Annotated in this window: 18 protein-coding genes; 8 read left to right on the plus strand and 10 right to left on the minus strand. The window is 48.5% G+C overall.

Annotated features, from left to right (window positions below):
• Positions 1 to 105: 105 nt before the first annotated feature.
• The 3 genes from AC58QO_RS19665 (at position 106) to AC58QO_RS19675 (ending at position 2,327) form a co-directional block, all read left to right on the plus strand.
• Positions 106 to 1,182 (plus strand): M42 family metallopeptidase, encoded by a 1,077-nt coding sequence (locus tag AC58QO_RS19665; RefSeq protein ID WP_497268473.1) that lies wholly within the window; start codon positions 106 to 108, stop codon positions 1,180 to 1,182.
• 274 nt (positions 1,183 to 1,456) lie between these two features.
• Positions 1,457 to 1,900, plus strand: a complete 444-nt coding sequence (locus tag AC58QO_RS19670) for a GNAT family N-acetyltransferase (RefSeq protein ID WP_497268475.1) — start codon at positions 1,457 to 1,459, stop codon at positions 1,898 to 1,900.
• A 55-nt stretch (positions 1,901 to 1,955) separates the two neighbouring features.
• On the plus strand, positions 1,956 to 2,327 hold the full coding sequence (locus AC58QO_RS19675) for a DUF2500 domain-containing protein (RefSeq protein ID WP_497268477.1): 372 nt from the start codon (positions 1,956 to 1,958) through the stop codon (positions 2,325 to 2,327).
• A gap of 847 nt (positions 2,328 to 3,174) precedes the next feature.
• On the opposite strand, the gene AC58QO_RS19680 is transcribed toward AC58QO_RS19675, so the two are convergent.
• Positions 3,175 to 4,317: a HAMP domain-containing sensor histidine kinase gene (locus AC58QO_RS19680; protein WP_497268479.1), complete on the minus strand. Its 1,143-nt coding sequence runs from the start codon at positions 4,315 to 4,317 to the stop codon at positions 3,175 to 3,177.
• Positions 4,314 to 4,988 carry a response regulator transcription factor gene (locus tag AC58QO_RS19685; protein ID WP_497268481.1) on the minus strand — a complete coding sequence of 225 codons (675 nt, stop codon included), beginning with the start codon at positions 4,986 to 4,988 and terminating at the stop codon, positions 4,314 to 4,316. Before AC58QO_RS19685 ends, AC58QO_RS19680 begins: the two co-directional genes overlap by 4 nt.
• A 199-nt stretch (positions 4,989 to 5,187) precedes the next feature.
• Between AC58QO_RS19685 and AC58QO_RS19690 the strand changes: the two genes are divergently transcribed.
• Positions 5,188 to 5,673 carry a hypothetical protein gene (locus AC58QO_RS19690; protein WP_497268483.1) on the plus strand — a complete coding sequence of 162 codons (486 nt, stop codon included), beginning with the start codon at positions 5,188 to 5,190 and terminating at the stop codon, positions 5,671 to 5,673.
• Between the two features lies 1 nt (position 5,674).
• Here AC58QO_RS19690 and AC58QO_RS19695 read toward each other — a convergent pair whose 3' ends face one another.
• The gene (locus AC58QO_RS19695) at positions 5,675 to 6,214 is read right to left on the minus strand and encodes a PadR family transcriptional regulator (RefSeq protein ID WP_497268485.1); all 540 of its coding nucleotides are present in this window, start codon (positions 6,212 to 6,214) and stop codon (positions 5,675 to 5,677) included.
• Positions 6,215 to 6,330: 116 nt separating this feature from the next.
• Between AC58QO_RS19695 and AC58QO_RS19700 the strand changes: the two genes are divergently transcribed.
• Complete coding sequence (locus AC58QO_RS19700; protein WP_497268487.1) at positions 6,331 to 7,815, plus strand: MDR family MFS transporter; 1,485 nt, start codon at positions 6,331 to 6,333, stop codon at positions 7,813 to 7,815.
• A gap of 65 nt (positions 7,816 to 7,880) precedes the next feature.
• Here AC58QO_RS19700 and AC58QO_RS19705 read toward each other — a convergent pair whose 3' ends face one another.
• Complete coding sequence (locus tag AC58QO_RS19705; RefSeq protein WP_497268489.1) at positions 7,881 to 8,858, minus strand: Gfo/Idh/MocA family protein; 978 nt, start codon at positions 8,856 to 8,858, stop codon at positions 7,881 to 7,883.
• A 203-nt stretch (positions 8,859 to 9,061) separates the two neighbouring features.
• Between AC58QO_RS19705 and AC58QO_RS19710 the strand changes: the two genes are divergently transcribed.
• Positions 9,062 to 9,673, plus strand: coding sequence for an FMN-binding negative transcriptional regulator (locus tag AC58QO_RS19710; protein ID WP_497268491.1), 612 nt, complete (start codon positions 9,062 to 9,064; stop codon positions 9,671 to 9,673).
• A 65-nt stretch (positions 9,674 to 9,738) separates the two neighbouring features.
• Here the strand turns inward: AC58QO_RS19710 and AC58QO_RS19715 are convergent, their stop codons facing one another.
• Both AC58QO_RS19715 and AC58QO_RS19720 read right to left on the minus strand, forming a co-directional pair.
• On the minus strand, positions 9,739 to 11,559 hold the full coding sequence (locus AC58QO_RS19715; protein WP_497268493.1) for an ABC transporter ATP-binding protein: 1,821 nt from the start codon (positions 11,557 to 11,559) through the stop codon (positions 9,739 to 9,741).
• Between the two features lie 254 nt (positions 11,560 to 11,813).
• The gene (locus tag AC58QO_RS19720) at positions 11,814 to 12,209 is read right to left on the minus strand and encodes a VOC family protein (protein ID WP_497268494.1); all 396 of its coding nucleotides are present in this window, start codon (positions 12,207 to 12,209) and stop codon (positions 11,814 to 11,816) included.
• Positions 12,210 to 12,518: 309 nt separating this feature from the next.
• On the opposite strand from AC58QO_RS19720, the gene AC58QO_RS19725 reads away from it, so the two are divergent.
• Positions 12,519 to 13,682, plus strand: a complete 1,164-nt coding sequence (locus AC58QO_RS19725; RefSeq protein WP_497268496.1) for an iron-containing alcohol dehydrogenase — start codon at positions 12,519 to 12,521, stop codon at positions 13,680 to 13,682.
• Between the two features lie 82 nt (positions 13,683 to 13,764).
• Here the strand turns inward: AC58QO_RS19725 and AC58QO_RS19730 are convergent, their stop codons facing one another.
• The 4 genes from AC58QO_RS19730 to AC58QO_RS19745 all read right to left on the minus strand — a co-directional run bounded on the left by AC58QO_RS19730 (position 13,765) and on the right by AC58QO_RS19745 (position 18,238).
• Complete coding sequence (locus AC58QO_RS19730; RefSeq protein ID WP_497268498.1) at positions 13,765 to 16,116, minus strand: ATP-dependent DNA helicase; 2,352 nt, start codon at positions 16,114 to 16,116, stop codon at positions 13,765 to 13,767.
• 49 nt (positions 16,117 to 16,165) lie between these two features.
• Positions 16,166 to 17,593 carry a M23 family metallopeptidase gene (locus AC58QO_RS19735; protein ID WP_497268500.1) on the minus strand — a complete coding sequence of 476 codons (1,428 nt, stop codon included), beginning with the start codon at positions 17,591 to 17,593 and terminating at the stop codon, positions 16,166 to 16,168.
• A 126-nt stretch (positions 17,594 to 17,719) separates the two neighbouring features.
• Complete coding sequence (locus AC58QO_RS19740) at positions 17,720 to 17,947, minus strand: cold-shock protein (protein WP_028555205.1); 228 nt, start codon at positions 17,945 to 17,947, stop codon at positions 17,720 to 17,722.
• Positions 17,948 to 18,037: 90 nt separating this feature from the next.
• A complete protein-coding gene (locus AC58QO_RS19745; RefSeq protein WP_314800096.1) occupies positions 18,038 to 18,238 on the minus strand; it encodes a cold-shock protein in 201 nt (66 codons plus the stop codon).
• A 309-nt stretch (positions 18,239 to 18,547) separates the two neighbouring features.
• On the opposite strand from AC58QO_RS19745, the gene AC58QO_RS19750 reads away from it, so the two are divergent.
• Positions 18,548 to 20,656: a multicopper oxidase family protein gene (locus AC58QO_RS19750; RefSeq protein ID WP_497268502.1), complete on the plus strand. Its 2,109-nt coding sequence runs from the start codon at positions 18,548 to 18,550 to the stop codon at positions 20,654 to 20,656.
• The last annotated feature ends 102 nt before the right edge of the window (positions 20,657 to 20,758 follow it).

Below are 20,758 nucleotides of genomic sequence, written 5' to 3' on the forward strand. Positions count from 1 at the left end.
CTCTATTCGAAATCCGAGCAAATGTCTGAGTGTTCTTTATTGTACTGTGGTAAAATAGTTCTCATATTTGCCATTCAGTACATACAAAGTGAGTGAGGTCCCCTTATGAATAATGAAACATTGGCGCTTTTTAAAACCTTAACCGAATTGCAAGCCGCTCCTGGTTTTGAGCGAGAAATCCGTGCATTTGTGCACGGCGAGTTAGCCAAATATACCGACGAATTCGTGCAGGATGGCCTTGGCAGCCTCTTCGGGGTTGTGCGCGGCGATGAAACAGGACCGCGCATTATGGTCGCTGGCCATTTCGACGAGGTCGGCTTCCTCGTGACCGGCATCACCGAGCACGGCACGGTCAAGTTCCAGCCGCTCGGCGGCTGGTTCAGTCAAGTACTGCCCGCGCAGCGCGTGCAGATCATGACAGCGAACGGACCGATCATCGGTGTGATCGGCTCCGTTCCCGTGCACTTGCTGGACGAAGCTGCGCGCAGCAAGCCCGCAGACATTAAGACGATGTACATTGACATCGGCGCTGAAGATAAAGCCGATGCCATCGCCATCGGCATCAAGCTCGGCCAGCAGATCGTGCCGATCTGCCCGTTCACACCCCTGGCCAATCCGAAGCGGATTATGGCCAAGGCTTGGGATAATCGCTACGGCGTCGGCCTCGCGATTGAGCTGTTGAAGGAGCTTCACGGCGGGCCGAAGCTCCCGAACGTCCTGTACGCCGGTGCCACCGTACAGGAAGAGGTCGGCGTGCGCGGTGGAAGGACGGCTGCGAATCTGATTCAGCCGGACCTGTTCTACGCGCTCGATGCTAGTGCGGCCGGGGATATGACCGGCGACCGCCAGGCTTTCGGGCAGCTGGGGCGCGGGGCGCTGCTGCGGATTTTTGATCCCACGATGATCACACACCGTGGGATGGTCGAGTTCATTCTGGATACAGCGGAGACGCATAAGATCCCGTATCAGTACTTCATCTCGCAAGGCGGCACGGATGCCGGGCTGGTACATGTGCAAGGCACAGGGATTCCATCCGCTGTGATTGGGGTATGCGCGCGCTACATTCACACTTCCGCGTCGATTCTCCACGTGGATGATTATGCCGCGGCGAAGGAGTTGCTGATCAAGCTGGTACAAGCCAGCGATCGCACAACTTTAAACACCATTCATGCTGGTGCATGAGTGATGACTCGCTAACCAGGCGGGCGATATTTCGCTAATTGTCTGCATCTAAAAAGCGCCTCTCGGTTCGGCTTCATCTCTATATACAAATAAAGTGGCTGTCCTTAAGTAGAATAACCTACTTGCTGGACGGTCACTTTTTTATTTCACGCTATATTATACCTATCGTCGCCTGTTATATAAAATTTTGACATTTTTTTCATAAATATAGAACTAATGTTCCAATATATGGTACAATTAACAATATAACTTGTTCTTAGAAAGAAGGATACCCATGACCTCAATCATTCGTGAAGCAACACCCAAGGATACATCAGCGATTAGCTCACTTGTTTCTCATATTACCGGCAAGATTATTTCCCCTTTACATATTGAAAACAGGCTGCATAACATGCGAAATAATCCAGACGAACTACTTTATGTCTACGAAGAAAAGAATCGCATTCTTGGCACGTTAAGCTTTCGTATCCGCAGAGACCATGAAGAGCGGAATCTGACCTTTAGTGAAATTTCGGTTATTTCCTTACAGAAGGATCCTGACAGTAACCAAGCACCGTTGGAACAATTGAAAAGCTATGCCGAACAGCTTACCAGCGATCATAATTGCTCCGGGATGATGTGGCTAACAGATGTGGAATCCGCCGATAAAACCCGCTCCCCCAAAGCCCCCATTGGCTTCCATGAATCTGGCTACCGCTTCGTCAAACGATTCCTCTAACCTAAGAAAGCTGAATAATCCTTATTTTATTACCCATACGAAGGAGTGCTGACGTGTGCTGACTGGCTTTAATGAAGGATCTTTAAGTACGCTGGTTCTTATCCTATTCATGAGCGTCTTAGTTCTCGTTATTGGCATCTTTCTCTTCATCATTATACAATCCCTTTCGGTCTGGACATCTAACAACTACGCGCCCATTCAAGATCGATCCTGTAAGGTTGTGGCCAAACGAATACAATTCTCCGGAAGCTCTCGTAATTCGGGTTCAAACACCTCTTACTTCGTTACATTCGAGTTCGAGGACCGGAGCAGAGTGGAGCTATGGATAGGACGGCAGCAATTTGGTTATATGGTCGAGGGTGATACGGGAAATTTAACGTTTCAGGGTACTCGCTTTAAAGAATTCGAACGCAAACAGGCTGTTTAGGTCCTTGTCTACTCGCATTTCTACCGCAGGGACCTGTCTTTACAGTCCAATCTACTGAAACCCCTCTATTTATGAAAGGCAACTCACGCAATGCCAAATAGTCTCGTCACCTTTCGACATTGCTTTCGCACATTTGTGATGAAAAGCCTTATTTTGCATGTCATTTTCCTCTAGAATGAGTAATCTTCAGCATTTTCTTACGCCTTTTCATCGTTCAATTTCTTCTCTCATCTCATATTCACCTTCATAAAGGTAGCGCTTTCATTCATATGGTATTTCAAAACAGCGTAATCGCAAGCATTACCAAGATAACACCTAAAAATCGACAAAATTCCGCTGATTTTTGAATAATCTGAATATTTACAATATTTTAATAATGGGCTATTATGAATTCAAGGCAGACAGGGAGGACAACCCGCACCAGACGGTGTAAGGATCAACGAAGAGCCTAGCAATCTTCTATGAGAGGGGATAGTCCATTGGACCACGTTAGCGAAGCATGCTACTCACCTGCGCTCTAAACGACAGGAGCCTTGTGCAGGAACGTCCCACTCGTTCAACCAGCATGCGGGAAATGAGATCAGGCAGGTCATCATTTGAGGAAAGGAACTAAAGTGAGGGGCTTGTCGTAAAGGTGATTAGTTGGAGAATGAGATGGAGATTAAGACGGAGATTAACTACGAGGAAAGGACACTTTACTTTGAGAATGACTTATTGCTTTCTGAAACAAATGCATGATTTTTCGGGGAATGGAGTGTGTGTAAGAACAATTGAATAGTCAAAATGACTCATAGAGACCTCCGGTTATCATAGATAAGCGGGGGTCTCTATTTGCGTTCAAGCCGGGTTACTTGTTTGGCAGCTGTGTTTTCTGCACAATCGGCAGTCGTACGATGAAGGTTGTCATTTCATCAACTGTGCTTTCTACTGTAATGGATCCGTGATGCATCTCCACGATTTTCTTCGCAATCGACAAGCCAAGCCCATTGCCGCCCGCTGTGCGATTTCTAGATTTATCGGCTTTGTAGAACCGCTCAAAAATATGCGTCTGATCCTCTTCTGGAATACTCGCACCATTATTCGAGATGCGTGCAATCGCTTCTTCCCCGTTACTTACCACACGCACGCGAATGATCCCGCCTTCAGACACAAATTTCACCGCGTTGTGGATCAAATTGGTCCATACCTGACTGAGCAAATCCTCATCCGCGGCAATCGTCACAGCATCTAGCTCGATGTCCATTTCAATTGCTTTATCGACCCACTGCGGCTCGCAAGCGAGAATATGATTGCGCAGCTGTTTATCCAGTCGGTAACTCTTCGGTTCAAAAGGGTGGTTCTGAGACTCCAATGAAGTCAGCTTCAGCAGACTTTCGCTGAGCTTGGATAAACGTACACTTTCCGTTTCAATGATAGTCAAATAATGCTTACGCTCTTCAGGCGACAGCTGATCATTCTGCAGTGCGCGTGAGAATCCGCTAATGGACGTTAAAGGGGACTGGATCTCATGGGAGACGTTCGAAATAAACTCCTGCCTCATTCGCTCCAATTGCCCGAGGTCAGTCGCCATTTGATTGATGGACTCCGCTAGCTCCACAAAGGGACCATTCCGAGGGTTATTATCCACCGATACATTGAAATCCCCTCTAGACATGCTGCGTATCGCTTGATTCAAGCTTTGAAAGAATATCAACTGATGTTTACGCAAAAATTGGCCAAGGATGGCCATTGTCATCCCCCATAGGAACATGCCGCCAATACAGTTGATCAGCTGTACAATGACTTCGGCAGGGCGTTTCCCCAAATACGTGTAGAGATGCTCCATCCCATAGAAGGTAGCTAGCCAATACGCGATAATGAGAACAAATATCCCAAAGCCAAAAAAGAAGCCTCCTACTCGCTGGAGGAAGGATTGGTTCTTGTGGTTTAACCGCCGTTTTTTCTGTCTTTCTCTCCGCTCTCTTCTCTCCGCTTTCCGCTTATTGGTCACTTCAGTACCTCCAAACGATAGCCGAGCCCACGAATCGTGGCGATGCGAAAAGCGTGCCTCTCCTCTGGAAATCGCTCCCGCAGCCGATTAATATGCACATCAACGGTGCGTTCGTTTCCTTCGTAGTCAAATCCCCAGATCTGCTCGATCAATTGATCGCGTGAGAAGGTTTTGCCCGAGTAGCTCGCCAGCTTATAAAGCAGCTCGAACTCCTTAAGTGGCAGCGTGATGCTCTCTGCGCCCGCGGTGACTTCATACGTTTTGCGATTCATGCTCAAATCGCCCGCCTGAATGGTTTGCGCGGAGGCGATTCTGTAGCGCTTGAGCAGCGCTCTCACTCGCATCGTCAGCTCAAGCGGCTCGAAAGGCTTCGTGAGGTAGTCGTCTGCACCCAGCTCGAAGCCTTTGACCTTCTGGGCTGTTTCTCCTTTGGCCGTCAGCATGAGAATCGGCAGATCATAATGCTCTCTGAGCTCCTTGCACAGCGCCCATCCGTCCATATTCGGCATCATCACATCGAGGATGACCATATCGACTTGGACGGTTTGCAGCTTCTTGAGCGCTTCGACGCCATCCGCGGCCTCCACAACATCGAAGCCCTCGTTCAACATGAAAACACGGACCAGCTCACGAATATACGGATCATCATCTACGATCATAATGGGTGCCATGGTTCATTCATCCTCGCTTCTTGAGTTCTATCGTTCCCTTGCTCATTTCCTTCGCTGCTTCCATGAGTGCATGATAGCATAAGCATATAAACTGAATTTAAACCCATGGACCTTTTTACGAATGAAAGTGCTTTATTTGGTAAAAACTTTATGATAAATTTGGGGAAGGAACAGTTTCTTTTGGGGGGATATGGCCTGTATGACTAATAACACATTGGCGGATTTCAACAAGCTGACTACCGCGGAAGCGGAAGCCCTGTTTCAACGTGAGGTGCTCTCAGAAGGATTCGCAGGTTTCAGGCGGTTACTCGACAGTCTCACGGATGCAATTAAAGCGGCAGGAGACACGGACATCGTCACCGTGGAACAGTCGGTCGCTAAAGCGAAGCGGCTTTTTCCTGAACCCGTGGATTTCAGTCCGTCCTGGGAGAACGTTTGGCCAGAGCTGGAGACAACCATAGCTGCCAAGAAGCACATTTTCACCAACATCCCCCAAGCAGAAAGGGCCGGCGAATGGCAGGTTATCATGGATAATCCACTCGTCGTGCAAGAGGTTGTCTGTTACCCCGCCTTAACTTTCGAGGATGCGGCCTATCTGTATGCTTATTTCCGACCTCAATTAGAGAAGTCCGAATACATTCGTCTGCAGAAAATCCAAACGGTGATTCAGGAAATTGGCGGTTAATTTACTTCAGTTTCTCCTTCATCCACTCACACCAATACAGATCCGTATCTACCTTCATTGTAGCTTTATGCACGAGGACGTACATCCCAAATGCATCATCACCAATCTCTAATTGGTCGAGCGGTTTATCACTTCCTTGTTGGAGCTTATCCATCAGGAGGTTGAATCGCTCTTTTTTCTTCTTATAATATACTTCTCGTACCGCGAGCATTTTCCTCGCTTGCTCTTTATCCACTAAACCGATGCAATACATCTTCAAGGCAAGCTCATCCCTCGTCACAGGTTCATCCGTTGGCTCTGCAATCCATCCCCGTAAGGCATCTTTCCCTTGCTCCGTAATGGAGTAGACTTTCTTATCTGGCTTATCGGATTGAGGAACATGTACGAAAGCGACGTGCCCCTTTTGCTCCAATTGCGCTAAGAGTGGGTAAATTTGGCTGTGTTTAGCTGACCAAAAAGGTTGTATATGCTGCATGAGCTCATACCCCGAACGGGAGTTTTTCGTTAAAAGGCTTAGTAATCCATATGAAAGGGTATTCATTTCCGCTCCTTCACTATGTCATTATTGACATATAAACATATCGGTAGTATGATGATTTTCATTCAAATTATAGAGAATACTATCGTTAAGATCAATGATAGAGTGGAGGCATTATTTTGAGTAGGGATGAGTTACAGCAAGTGCGCTTCTGGCCAATCATGATCGCTATTTTCTTCGGGTCGTTCGTTTCGATCCTAAGTATGAGTACGATCAATATCGCCATACCGATACTTAGCGAGCATTTCAATACCGATTTAAGCAAAATCCAATGGACGATTACAGGCTTCATGCTCGCAAGCGGTACAATCGCTCCAATTACAGGGTATTTCGGGGAGAAATTCAGCTACAAGCGGCTATATGCCATTGCACTGATCGGTTTTACTGTATTCTCACTCTTATGCGCGTTAGCATGGGATGCATCATCACTTATTGCATTCCGTATTATTCAAGGGGCTTTCAGTGGTCTGATTATGCCCGCTACGATGACGATTGTCTATCAAGTGATTCCGCGTGATAAGCAACCGATTGCGATTTCACTTTGGTCCTTATCAGCGATGATGGCGCCTGCTATTGGGCCTACATTAAGCGGTTGGTTACTGCAAAATTGGAGCTGGCACTGGTTGTTCCTTATGAACGTACCTGTCGGCGTTGTTGCTATTATTCTCGTCTTCAAACTGATCCCTTATTACCGTCTTTCTGTACCAAAAAGATTTGATTTAATCGGCTTACTGACCGTCGTCGTCAGCAGTCTTGCCTTGCTGGTTGGTTTCTCGCAGGGGCATGCTTGGGGATGGACTTCAGGCCGTGTCATTGGTCTATTTATAACAGGGTTCCTAGTTCTGCTGCTGTTCATCTGGAGAGAGCTTAAGGTGGAGTCACCGTTATTGAACATTCGCGTGTTGAAAAACTCGCGTTACACCCTATCTCTCATTATTTCCAGTATTGTTACGATAAGCTTGTACTCAGGTACTTTCCTGACACCGATTTTCTTGCAAAATATTCAGCATGTCACCCCGCTTGATACGGGATTAATCTTATTGCCGGCATCACTTGTGATGGCGCTTTGTATGCCGATTGTAGGCAAGCTGTATAGCAGTGTCGGGCCTCGTATTCTTATTTTTATCGGTATTACCTTAATCGCGGTAGGTACGCTCACACTGAGCTGGTTGAGTACAGACGTCTCTCGCGGCTACATTGTGTTCTGGATGATCGTTCGGAACGTCGGGATTGCCTTCGCTACGATGCCTGCAAGTAATGCGGGTATGGAACAAATTCCAAGAACCCTATCCGGTCATGCAACATCCATTAATAACTGGGTTCGTAACGTATTCGGATCCTTTGCGATTGCCCTGTTCACATCTGTTCTATCGTCCCAAACCGTTACACACAGCAAGGATTTAGCTACTGGCGGAATGACGGACAAAGTACAAATTGGTACGCACGCCTTTACCATGAGTGTCAATGATGTCTACTTGCTTGCAACCTTTATTGTGCTTGTTGCTTTGCCGCTTAGCTTGTTCATTCGCAAGCGCTCCTTAGCGCCAGACAATCCTTCGGCGTCGGCACCTGCTCCAATCGTGGCCCCAAGCCCAAAAGCGTAATGCCTAATGAAAGAACCCCAGACCGATGTGTCATCACACACATCAGTCTGGGGTTTTCGTTTGGTTTAGGCGCGGTAGAAATCGCGCAGCAATTCATCCATCACGCGATTGGTACGCGCGGCTGTCAGTCCAGTGCTTGGACTTTGCCCGATGCCTCTGAGATCATCTACCACTGTCTGGATCAGCGGTTGCTGAACATGGGGAGGATTCGGAATATTCAACTCTTCTACGGAACCATCTTCAGCTACAATGCGCAGATCCCCACTGAAGGTGGAGAACGATAGCTTACCGCGGCTACCGACAATCTCATTCAAATCTAGGCGCGTATAGGAATTGAAGCTCCAAACCCCTGTACCCATCACACCGGATTCGAATGCGTAGCTGGTGGTAACAATGTCTTCTACCTTTTGCTTACCTGTTTGGTTCCTTGCAAAGCCTTTGACCTCACCAATTGGCCCGAGTAAGTAATCGAGGATATCTAGCGTATGACTAGCCAGATCTACGAATAGTCCGCCGCCTGACAGCTCAGGCTGAATCCGCCATGGCTCTAGCCCTTCTTGATATTCTCTTGCCGGTTGCAGATAGGTCGATTGTACAAAACGTACTTCACCGATTGCGCCGCTATCAATTAGCCGCTTGATTTCCACGAATTTCGGCAATCCTCTGCGATAATACGCCACGAAAAGAGGTACGCCCGCTTCCTCACAGGCCGCGATCATTTCCTGACACTCCGCGTGATTTCTAGCCATCGGCTTCTCCACATAGACGGGCTTCCCTGCTTTTGCAGCGAGCAATGTATATTCATGATGAAATCCCGGCGGAGTTGCGACATAGACGGCATTTACATCTGGATCATTGACTAGAGCTGCCGCATCATCGTACCATTTTGCCACATTATGCCTCTGCGCGTAATCCTCTGCCAATGCCCCATTGCGGCGCATAACCGCGACTAGCTCCGAGCCTTCTGCCTTCTGCAAAGCAGGACCGCTTTTGACCTCCGTCACGTCACCGCAGCCGATAATTCCCCAACGTACCTTCTCCACTGTTGTAGCCTCCTCGTGATTATGTAGTTAGTTAGGTATTCGACAAGAAGACGGCGACCTCCTGTGCCAAAAATGTTAACTCAAATGATCCCTCGAACGAGCAGTAAGTGAGTGGTCTAGTCAAAATCAATATAATTGGCACTTTGTATGTACCACATAAGTTGCTATTCTATATCTATTAATCCATAAAGTAGGTGGAAACCGTGTACATTCCTTCTCATTTTAAAATAGAAGACCTTTCAAAAATGTATGACTTCATAGACGCCCATAGCTTCGGTACAGTCGTTTCTCATCATCAAGGGCGGCCTTTCGCGACGCATATTCCCTTATTATTAAGTCACGAGGATCAAATCTTATACGGCCATTTCGCCCGCTCCAATACGCAGTGGATAGATATGGAGCAGCAAGAGGTTTTGGTTATTTTCCAAGGCCCTCACTGCTATATCTCACCTTCCTGGTATGGTACACCTGCTGCTGTTCCTACGTGGAATTATACGGCTGTTCATGTCACTGGCAAGGTTGAACTTCTGTACGATGACCAGGAAGTATTACGCGTCTTGCAGCTGTTGACACTCAAGTACGAGGAACCAGATAGCTCGTATGATCTAGAGAGCGTTGACCCTCACTATATTGCTGGGCTGAGTATAGGGATTCAAGCCTTCAAGCTGCCCATTACGAGCATAGAAGGCAAGGCCAAGTTGAGCCAGAACCAGCCAAAAGAGCGCCAAACACGCATTATTCAAGCACTTGAGCAAAAAGGGTATCCCGAGCAACAGATTGCCGCGCTTATGAAAGAGAACCTGAGCCAAGATTGAATTCTAACGTATGAGAAAATGCCTCCACACCCGTATTTCTCGGGTGTAGAGGCATTTACAATTAATTAGGAATGCACCTGTACCGTCTGCACGGATTCGGAAGCCATTGGAGCATGCTCCGCAATCAACTGTTCTTGAATCTGCAGCTGCTGCGTGGCAAATTCACGGTACATCTCATGCGACTCAATGAGCTCTTGATGCGTACCGCGGCCTGTGACAACGCCCTTATCGAGGAACACGATCTGATCCGCGTCCACGACTGTGGATAAGCGATGGGCGATGACTAGCGTTGTCCGCCCCTGCATCAAATTCTGCAGTGCTTGCTGCACAACGACCTCAGACTTGCTGTCGAGACTCGACGTTGCTTCATCCAACATTAAGATCTTTGGATCCCGCAGCAGCGCTCTTGCGATCGCAATCCGTTGACGCTGTCCACCGGACAGCTTGATCCCGCGCTCTCCAACTTCCGTGTCGTACTTCTGCGGAAGCTCTTCGATGAAACCATCGGCGTAGGCCATCTCGGAAGCACGCTTTAACGCCTCTTCCGTCACTTCATGCTGCAAGCCATAGCAGATGTTATCCCGAATCGTCCCTGCAATGAGCGGACTTTCCTGCGATACATAACCAATCTGGCTGCGCCAGGAGACGAGCGAGTATTGATCGATGCTTTCTTCGCCAAGTGAAATGCTGCCTTCCTGCTGCGAATAAAACCGTTCAAGCAACGAGAACATCGTCGTCTTCCCGCTTCCGCTCGGCCCTACAATTGCGGTAACCTTACCCGCATCCATCGTGAAGCTAACATCCTTAAGGACCGCCTCGCCCTCTTTATAGCCGAACGTTACATGTTTAAAATGCAGGGTTTGAGAAGCATCCTTGACCGGTAAACCTGCGTGTGGATCCTCTTCCTCATGATCTAACACCTTCAGAATCGTCTCCGTTGCTCCCATCGCTTTCTGCGTTTGCGTGAAGAATTGCGTAATCTGCGTAATTGGCATTACAATTTGGAATAAATACAGCATGAAAGCCACCAACTGACCTGCCGATATTGCACCTGACGCCACGCGTGTGCCACCATAACCGAAAAGGACAACGAACATCATCAACATGACAAACATAATTAGCGGCGACATAAGCGCTTGAATTTTACCTTCTTTTAGTCCAAATTTGAACAGCGTCTGAATCCCAACGCTTCCTTCCTTATACTCCACAGGCTCTGCATTTGCAGCCTTCACCAAGCGAATTTCGGAAAGCGCACGATTTAACACAGAAGTGAAGTTTGCCGTCTCGGCTTGCATGCCTTTAGATATTTTGTACATTTGTCTACCCAAAGGAAAAAGGATAAGAAACGCGATCGGAAATATACTAAACATGATCAGAGTCATTTTCCAATCCATATATAAGAGCACAACGATGGATCCGATAATTGAAATGCTGCCTGTAATAAAGCCTGCGGTATGCTCAGCAATCAGTCCTTTAATAATAGCCGTGTCGTTCGTCATCCGGGAGATGGTGTCTCCTGTTTGATGATTATCAAAGTAACGAACCGGCAGCACCAGCAGCTTCTTCCATAAGCGATCCCGGATTCCCGCCACAACGCGCTGACCTGAATAATTTAGTAGGTACGTAGCAACGCCAGAGGCCACTGCTGATGCGATAAAAGCAATAGCCATCCCGCTGATTTGCAGCCAATTAAGTGAGGAGATGGAGAAATTATCAACCACATTTTTCGTAAAAAGTGGAATGACCAGGGCGACCAGCGTGGCGATCACGCTTAATCCCAGCGCAATACCCAACAGGAGCTTCGGCGGATTCGCCCCCATCAGTAGGCGGGTGAATCCCCGCCAGTCGTTTTTTTGTTTCGGTTGTTCACTCTTCGTAACAGCCATCTATCTCGACTCCTTTATCCGTTCAGATTTGTATCTTTATTAAAATGATTGCTCTTCCCTAACACTGTTACGATCATACTCCCCTATTTTAAACAGAATATAAACGAGGTTGAATCGGTCCTCAGGTGGAAAAGGATGTACGGGGTTGCGTTCAGTGCGGAGTTTCGACTGTTACCGGATGTTCTGCCACAAAAAAAGCTCCCTCATGAAAAAGCCGCATGGCTTCTCACAAGGGAGCTATCAATCTGTTGTGCCTACGCTTCTGTGGCCACTTGCCACATCACACCGTACCGATCTCGCACACGACCGAGCATTGTGCCCCAGAACATCCGTTCAAACGGCATGATGACATCGCCATCGGCTGCTAGCCCGTCATAAATCGTCCGCGCTTCCTCCTCATCCTTGAAGGTGAGCGCTAAATCCATGCCTGTGCCGCGATCATTCGCCTCCGCCACTGCATCCGCCATGAAAAAACGCAGACCCAGCGCCTGCAGCTCCAAATGCAGCACTAAGTGCTTCTTGGACTCGTCCATCCCCGGCAGATCGCCATACGATTGGATGCTGACGATTTCTCCACCGAACACGCTCACATAAAAGTCAGCCTGCTTACGCGCGTCAGCGCTATAGATATATGGTGATAAGGTTGCCATCTATTCCTTCATCCCTTCTATACTTTTGCGATGTGCTTTCGTTTTATCTAACACCTCGTCTGCTGCGGCTATCTTCTTAATTTCATTCTATAAAATGGATATAATGTCCTGCTTCTATACTAAACAGCCCGTATTCCCGTTAACACATCCAAATCAACCCTGTTGGGGACGAATTCCCTTAGTTGATTGTAAAAAATATAACTTCCCCTGAAGTCCAACATCTCGCTGGTTTTGTTTTTCTAAGATGCTTACTATACAATAGTAAGAGGGGAATCGTTCATTCCCGAGTCAGTTCGAGGAGGTATACTCATGAATAATTTCACATTTCATAATCCAACAACCCTACATTTCGGTCAGGGCCAATTAGAAAAACTAGCTTCCGAAGTGCCTAAGTATGGGAAAAATATTTTACTCGTCTATGGTGGCGGCAGCATCAAAGCCAATGGCATCTACGACAATGTCCTCGCCCTGTTACAAGGTCTTGATGCGACGATCGTGGAGCTTAGCGGTGTCGAGCCTAATCCTAGATTAACGACTGTTCACCGCGGTGTTGAACTGTGCCGTAACAACAATATCGACCTCATTCTAGCTGTTGGCGGCGGCAGTGTTATCGACTGCGCGAAAGCAATCGCTGTTGGCGCCAAGTTCGAGGGCGATTTCTGGGATATCGCAACACGTAAAGCAGCAGCCACAGGAGCTATCCCCTTAGCAACGGTATTAACGATTGCTGCAACAGGCTCCGAAATGAACTCCGGTTCTGTCATTACGAACTGGGAAACGAACGATAAGCTTGGCTGGGGAAGTCCTTTTGCCTATCCGAAATTCTCAATCCTCGACCCCGCTCATACAACTTCCTTGCCTGAAAACCAAACCGTTTATGGCATGGTAGACATCATGTCTCACGTATTCGAGCAATACTTCCATCATGGCACGAACTCCCCTGTACAGGATGGGTTCTGTGAGACGATTCTGCGTACCGTTATCGATACAGCACCTCTTTTGCTGCAGGACTTGAACAATCTCGAACACCGTGCCACCATTCTGTATAGCGGCACCATGGCGCTTAACGGCACGTTAAGCATGGGCATTCGCGGGGATTGGGCGACGCACAATCTGGAGCATGCGGTTTCTGCTGTTCATGATATTCCACACGGCGGCGGTTTGGCCATCCTTTTCCCGAACTGGATGACCCATACCCTTGATGCTAACATAGGGCGTTACAAACAGTTCGCACAGCGTGTCTTCGGCATCGATGCCACAGGCAAATCCGACAAGCAAGTTGCAGAAGAAGGCATCGCGGCACTGCGTGCGTTCTTCACCAGCATCGGCGCACCAAGCCGCTTAGCGGATTACAACATCGACGACTCCACGGTCGAGCTTATGGCCGACAAAGCCATGATTTACGGCGATTTCGGCAACTTCCAGAAGCTGACACGCGCAGATGTGGTGAAAATTTATCAGATGTCGCTATAAAAATAGCGAATGCGAAGAAGCGTTGCACATAGGTGCAACGCTTTTTTTTTGCGCGGCGCTACGCTGCCGATCCGTGCATGAACTACCGCTGCACAGGCAGCACCGTATACTCGCGCCACTCCTCCGGCAGCAGCCTCTGATAGCGAGGCTGCAAATACCGATCGTCGATCAGCAGCAGTACGCCGCGATCCGTTTCGGAGCGGATCAACCGCCCGCCAGCCTGCTGCACTTTGTTCATGCCGGGGTAGACATAGGCGTAGTCGTAACCATTTTTGCCTGTACGCTCCATGTAATCCTTGATCAGATTGCGTTCCGGTCCCAGCTGAGGCAAGCCAACGCCCACAACGACAACGCCCGTCAGACGGTCTCCAACGAGATCGATGCCCTCGGAGAAGATGCCGCCCATCACCGCAAACCCCACCAACGTCTGCTCCGCTCCCGCCTGAAAAGCCGCAAGAAAGTGCTCCCGTTCCTCCTCCGTCATTTTCGCCTGCTGAACGAGCACGTTCAGTGCACTGCCACGGTGTTCGCTTTGCCCATCCTCCTGCTCACCTACAAGATCCGTAAAAGCCTCATACACACTGCTCATATACGCATACGAAGGAAAAAAGACTAAATAATTACCCTGTCGTCCCGCGACCAGTTCATAAATAGAACGAGCAATCAACGTACGGCTGTGCTCCCGGTCCTGATAGCGGGTTGAAAGCGGCTGCACGAAAACCTCCAGCTGCTCCTTGGCAAAAGGTGACGGCACCGTCACGGAATAATCGTCCTCCCCCGCCCCTAACGTGTCCATGAAATAGGACAGTGGTGACAGCGTCGCCGAGAAAAACACATACGCCCGATACCCCTTCCCCATTTGCCGCAGCAGGTGGGATGGATCCAAGCATACAAGCTTCACGCTCACCTCGTTCCGATCATTCGCAACCAGCGTTACATAACGCTCATCGTATAGCTTAGAGATACGCACAAAATTTTGCGCGCCGAAATAAGCATCCAAAAGGACCGCACTCGCAGTGTTACCGCCGGCCGATTTGGCTAACTCTTTTTCAGCAACTGCTATAAAGGCCTCCACATGAACCAATAACGATTCCGGCAGCGTGGACTCCACCATCATTTCACGATCCCCCGCTTGCTTGCGGAGTGCTATGAAATAGGCGTTTATCGCCTTGGCTGCTTCATGAATCTCCTTACGAACACCTTTGAATTCCCGTTGCAGCGTCAAAAAGACCGATTTATGCAGCTCACTGCCGTACATTTCCCGCGCTCGATCAACCAGATTGTGCGCCTCATCAATCAGCAGCGATGTTTTGCGCTTTTGCTCCTCAAACAGTCTTTTCAGATTCACACGCGGGTCAAAAATATAGTTATAGTCACAAATCACCGCATCCGCCGCATAAGCCACATCCAACGAAAACTCAAACGGACACACCCGATGCTTGCGCGCATAGGTCTCAATCACAGAACGCGTCATCACCGTTTCTTGCCTGAGCAGATCAAGCACCGCCTCGTTCACCCGATCATAGTAACCATCCGCGAACTCACAGTGGGCCGGCGTACACCTGACCTCGTCCTTCAAACACACTTTCTCCTTCGCCGTTAGCGTAACCACTTGCAGCTGCAAGCCTTTGTCCTGTAATAGGTAAAAAGCCTCCTCTGCCGCCGTACGTGTTATCGTCTTCGCCGTCAGATAAAAAAACCGTTGGAGCAATCCCTCCCCCATCGCTTTCACCGAAGGAAAAAGGGTCGACATCGTCTTCCCAATCCCTGTCGGCGCCTTGGCGAACAGCTTGTGCTCGTCCTGGATGGTTTTGTACACCGCCCCCACTAGCTTACGCTGTCCCTCACGGTACTGCGGAAAAGGGAATGGCAGCTCCTTGATGCTCTGATTTCTGCGCTGCTCATGGTCATGCTTCACTCGCGCGTATGGATAATAGCTCTGAATCACCTCATACACAAACCGTTCAAGCTCTTCATAAGCAGCTTCCCTCACAAAATGCCGCGTCTCCTCCGTATCCACCTGCGTATACGTTAGCTGAATCCGCATGTAACTGAGTCCGCGATCATGCGCAATCATATAGGCATAGCACATTGCCTGTGCCCAGTGCACAGGGTAGGAATTCTCCTCAATGAGCGTGATATCATTTGAAGTCGATTTTATTTCATCCACGGTTAGTATATCGACATCGTCATCCGTCCCAATAAGAAGCCCGTCACAGCGTCCATCAATGACAAATAAAAGCCCCTCATACGCTATCTCCGCAGACACATACACTTCATGTTGGTCTAACTCGCCATATTGCTTTTGCAGCCTTTGATGCGCCTTCGTGCCTTCCCTCAGCGACGTGGTCGATCGAAACTCCGAATCGATACTACCACTGCTAAACACATACTCTACAAGCGACCGAACTGACATCTTTACCGAAGGTAGCATTCCATGTCTCCATTTTAGAACATTTGTTCCTTATTATAACATGTTTCTATCATTTCACCCACTGAAACGGGGTTGTATTAAAAAATAAGTCCGGATTGGCCTGAATATTATGCGCCCAGAAGGTAAAATGCAGATGCGGCCCGGTGGAGAAACCGGTCGTGCCGACGAGCCCGATGATGTCGCCTTGCTTGACGCGGTCGCCTACCTTCACGCGCAGCTCGGAAAGATGCGCGTACTGCGAGAACAGCCCCATCCCATGGTCGAGATAGATGGCATTCCCGGTCAAATACAGGGTTTCGGCTAGCGCCACAACCCCATCGTTCGTAGCCTTGATCGGTGTGCCTTCTTTGGCGGCCAGATCAAGGGCCAAATGCGAGCTGTCGTATTTCCCGTTCACATAACGGGTGTACCCATACGGCGTGGTCAGAATCCCCTCGACCGGCTTCACAAACGGTCCGCGGAACAAAAATGTCGGCTCCGACTTGCTGCGCGCCAGATCAATCTTCTTCTGATCGGCATTGATGCGCGCCGTATCCTGTTTCATGCTTTCCATTTGCTCGGTGACCTTCAGATACTGCGTCTCGAACTTTTTCGCTTTGATGGTTAGCGTCTGATCGCCAATTGGATACGTGCCTGCCTTCACACTTAGCGAGATTGGCAAATAGGTGAAGTATCCCGCTTCATAAGGCTGCAGCGTATACGTCTTGCCCTGCCAACTAATATTGCCCGGCTCCTTATGACGCACAAGTACGATATCCCCCGGCGAAGCCTGTTCCGGCAGGAGCTTCCAGCTAGAGCCCATGGCCGCTTTAGCACCCGCTTCATCTATATACAAGGAAGCTTCCGCTTTTAGCTTGGCCAAATGCGACTTCTCCCCTAGAAGGATCGCTTTCGCTTCCTCTGTCATGCCATCGACCCAAGTTTGCCCGCCGTCTACTGTCAACAGCAACGGATTCTTGCTGTCCGTAGTCCGGGTCAAAAGCACCCACCCAATCTTCGGCGTCACGAATTGGGATTGCTTCACAGCGAACGATGTCCCGTTCAGTGTAATCGCCGCCAGGCTATCTGGAGTCGCCACTCCTGCTGCAGCTGTCCCAGCTGAAGCCGCTACACTCCCACTCCCCGCTTCCAAGCTTAACAGCTTAGCAATCGTTTCACTGCCCGCTGCATCAGCCCCACCATCTACCGGAGATACCTCCGTACTCGAAACTTCCTGCCAATGCGCGCCGCCATCCACGGTTTGGACCATGCCGTCCGCATATTTCACCCAGCCTCGATCTAGATCGAGCATCCGAAATTCCACAGCCACACGTGGTGTAGGCGTTGGTACTGGTGTAGCAGCAACCGTGTCAGATACATTCGTCTTTACCGTGGGGGTTGTCTCAAATGGATATTTACCGAAAAAAATTACCGTACAAGCCGCAAGGATGCAAGCGCCAGCCAACAGTGGCCATTGACGCCGTTTTCTTGGTCTCACAGAAGCTCTACCTCCCTTAAATGACGATGGGTTGTCCTCTTGTCAGACACCTTCCGTCTCTTCCTTCGCTCTTCTCATGGTAACACAAAAAACCCGGGGACAGCTATGCCCCCGGGTTTCACTATGCTATATTTGTACGCCCTTTTTGAGCGTTTTCTGATCACTATTCGTGTTATTAACTAATGGAAGTAACTTGACACTTCGAATCATTGTGGACTGACACAAATGACATGTCGGCACGTGATCGAATGCAAAATTATCTCGCATCCAGCCTTTACAGCCTTCATTTTCACAAGACCATACCGTCACATTTTCTAGAGGCATCTCTTCAAGCGACTTTTTTCTGGAATACATGGATAAACCTCCTTAGAGTACTAAGCGTCAGCTAGCTTTAAATTGAAAAAGACTGCCATTACTTAAGTAAAGGCAGTCTTTTTAATTATATTACAGTTTTACAACGTTCTCAGCTTGTGGACCGCGGTTGCCTTGAACTACGCTGAATTCAACTGCTTGGCCTTCGTCCAAAGTTTTGAAACCTTCGCCTTGAATTGCGGAGAAGTGAACGAATACATCGTTGCCGCCTTCAACTTCGATGAAACCGAAACCTTTTTCTGCGTTAAACCATTTTACTGTACCAGTAGCCATTGTGAAATACCTCCAAAAATTATTAACATGTTTTTTATTCTTCAAAGAGAAAAAATTCACACATTGTATAAGGTTCACTAACAAAAATGAAAACCCTTTACAATATGTGAATTAAGGTTCTATTTGTCGATTGGATTTATCATAACACACCCCTTATGAAAACGCAAACTATTTCCAGACTTTACAAGTATAAAACTCAAAAAAAGGGCTCCCCAACTTTAGTCTAGGTTGCCCCTTGGTCTCCAGACGGTTTGATGCGCGGGGCAGGGGGACTATACTTGACGTATCGAGTCTAGGAGGGTTTTCATCGTGTATAACGCAAGTATTCAAACGATATTATCAGTAAGTCTTTTGTTCGTCATTTTCACTTGGATCGGTAGCGTCAAAGCCTCCCGGTTATTGTACAGCGGCAGCTTAGAGAAGCTGAACCGCAAAACGCGCAAGCTGCTTTTCTGGGCATGGTTCCCAATCCTTCCATCAGCCGCTATTGTAGCTGGCATCGTCTGGCTGCAGATGAACATGGATCCGATATTTTGGAAAGATCGTGTATTCCTGCAGGCGCCGCTTGTCGTTGTTCCACTTTTGAGCATATGGTTCGCGGCTGTCCCTAAACTGCTAAAGCTTCGCTCCTTAACCAAACAAAGCTTAGCCGAAAATGGTACCGTAATCGAGCCTGCTATGTTCCAAAGAGCGGCTAGTCCTGGCCTCATTTTCCCATATCAATTAACCGCGCTTAGCGCCGTAATCTCACTTTATTTCGCATTTGTGCCACCTGTTCCTTTTCAATGGTTGGATGTTTCCATTCCTCTTGCAGTACTTGTCATACTAGCGTCTGGACTTTGGTGGAGACATCAGCTTCGTTACAAGCAAGTTAGTAAAGTAGAAACTTATCAGGCTCCACGTTTATGGAAGCGTGTTGGTACCATGACAGGGGTACTCGTCGTGATTGCGGGTATCGGCTTCTACTTAATTACGTTCGCTATGGACAATAGCGTCCTGCCAGCCGAGATCGATATGGCAAGCGGGACGCATGATTACGGCGGCGGAGCAGCTGGAGAGCATGCTCATCATGATATGACCGCAATGGCGGGCATGGTGTCTGTCGCCGACCTGACAGGTCCCAAAGAGGGGACACCGGATCGTCGTTTTACACTCGTTGCGCAGAAAAATACAGTCACACTCAGCTCCGGCAAAACCGTCGATGCTTGGACGTACAACGGGCAAATTCCTGGACCTGAGCTTCGTATGAAGGAAGGCGAGCTCATCGAGGTTACTTTAATGAACCAAGACATTGATGTTGGTGTTACGGCACATTGGCATGGATTAGATGTACCAAACGCCGAGGATGGGGTTGCTGGTGCCACGCAAAATGCGGTTATGCCCGGTGAAACCTACACGTACCGCTTCCGCGCTGAGCAAGTAGGCAGCTTCTGGTATCATTCACACCAAGATTCACAAGAAGCGGTCAGCAAAGGACTCTTCGGAGCTTTAATCGTGGAGCCTAAGGAGGCTGCAACTACAACAACTTCAATAACATCTACAAATCCGTTGAAAGATATCACTGTTATGACCCATCGTTGGAAGAATACTTTCGCGATTGGCTCAAATGATGAGCTTGATCGTCAAGCCGTCGCTCCTGGGACGCCTGTCCGGATGCGACTCATCAATACAGATGATTGGATTAATCAAACATATACGCTCGTGGGTACTCCTTTCGAAGTGGCTGCTATCGATGGGACAGACTTGAATAAGCCGGATCTCCTGACCAATACACGTGTCATTGTGCCAACTGGCGGACGATTTGATCTAACGTTTGTTATGCCGGAGCATCCTGTTTATTTGAATGTGGGAACTAATAAAAACGGAGGAATTCTCCTGTCAGCTGACGGCCAAGGGAACGTTCCTGAACTGCCGCAAACCGTGCCTTTCGATCCGCTTACCTATGGACGCCCTGCGGCTACACCTTTTGATGCGAATAGCAAATTCGATCGCGATTTTACACTAATTTTAGATAATAAGTTAGGTTTCTATAATCGGAATTTCGATTTCCTCTATACGTTGAATGGTAAAGTATTTCCAGACGCTCCAATGTTTATGGTGAAGGAAGGGGATCTGGTTAAAACAACGTTCATTAATCGCGGCAATGTCGAGCATCCGATGCATTTGCACGGTCATCACGTTCTTGTGCTTTCGCGAAATGGCAAGCCTTCTACAGGAAGTCCTTGGTGGTCGGATACGCTAGATCTTCAGCCCGGAGATACGTATGAAGTCGCTTTCGTCGCAAATAATCCAGGCTTATGGATGGACCACTGCCATAACCTCATACACGCTGCCGCTGGGATGTCCATGCATCTGATGTATGAAGGGGTTACGACACCATATTCGGTCGGAAGCGGTACACAGAATCATCCGGAATAACTTTGGCATGGGGGACCTATATACATGACAGAAGATCTATTTGTAGCCGCAGGATTTAGTTCCTTCGGCCTCCTTTTTTCAGGGTCCATAGCTGCATATTGG

The organism is Paenibacillus sp. J31R30, from assembly GCF_059692115.1.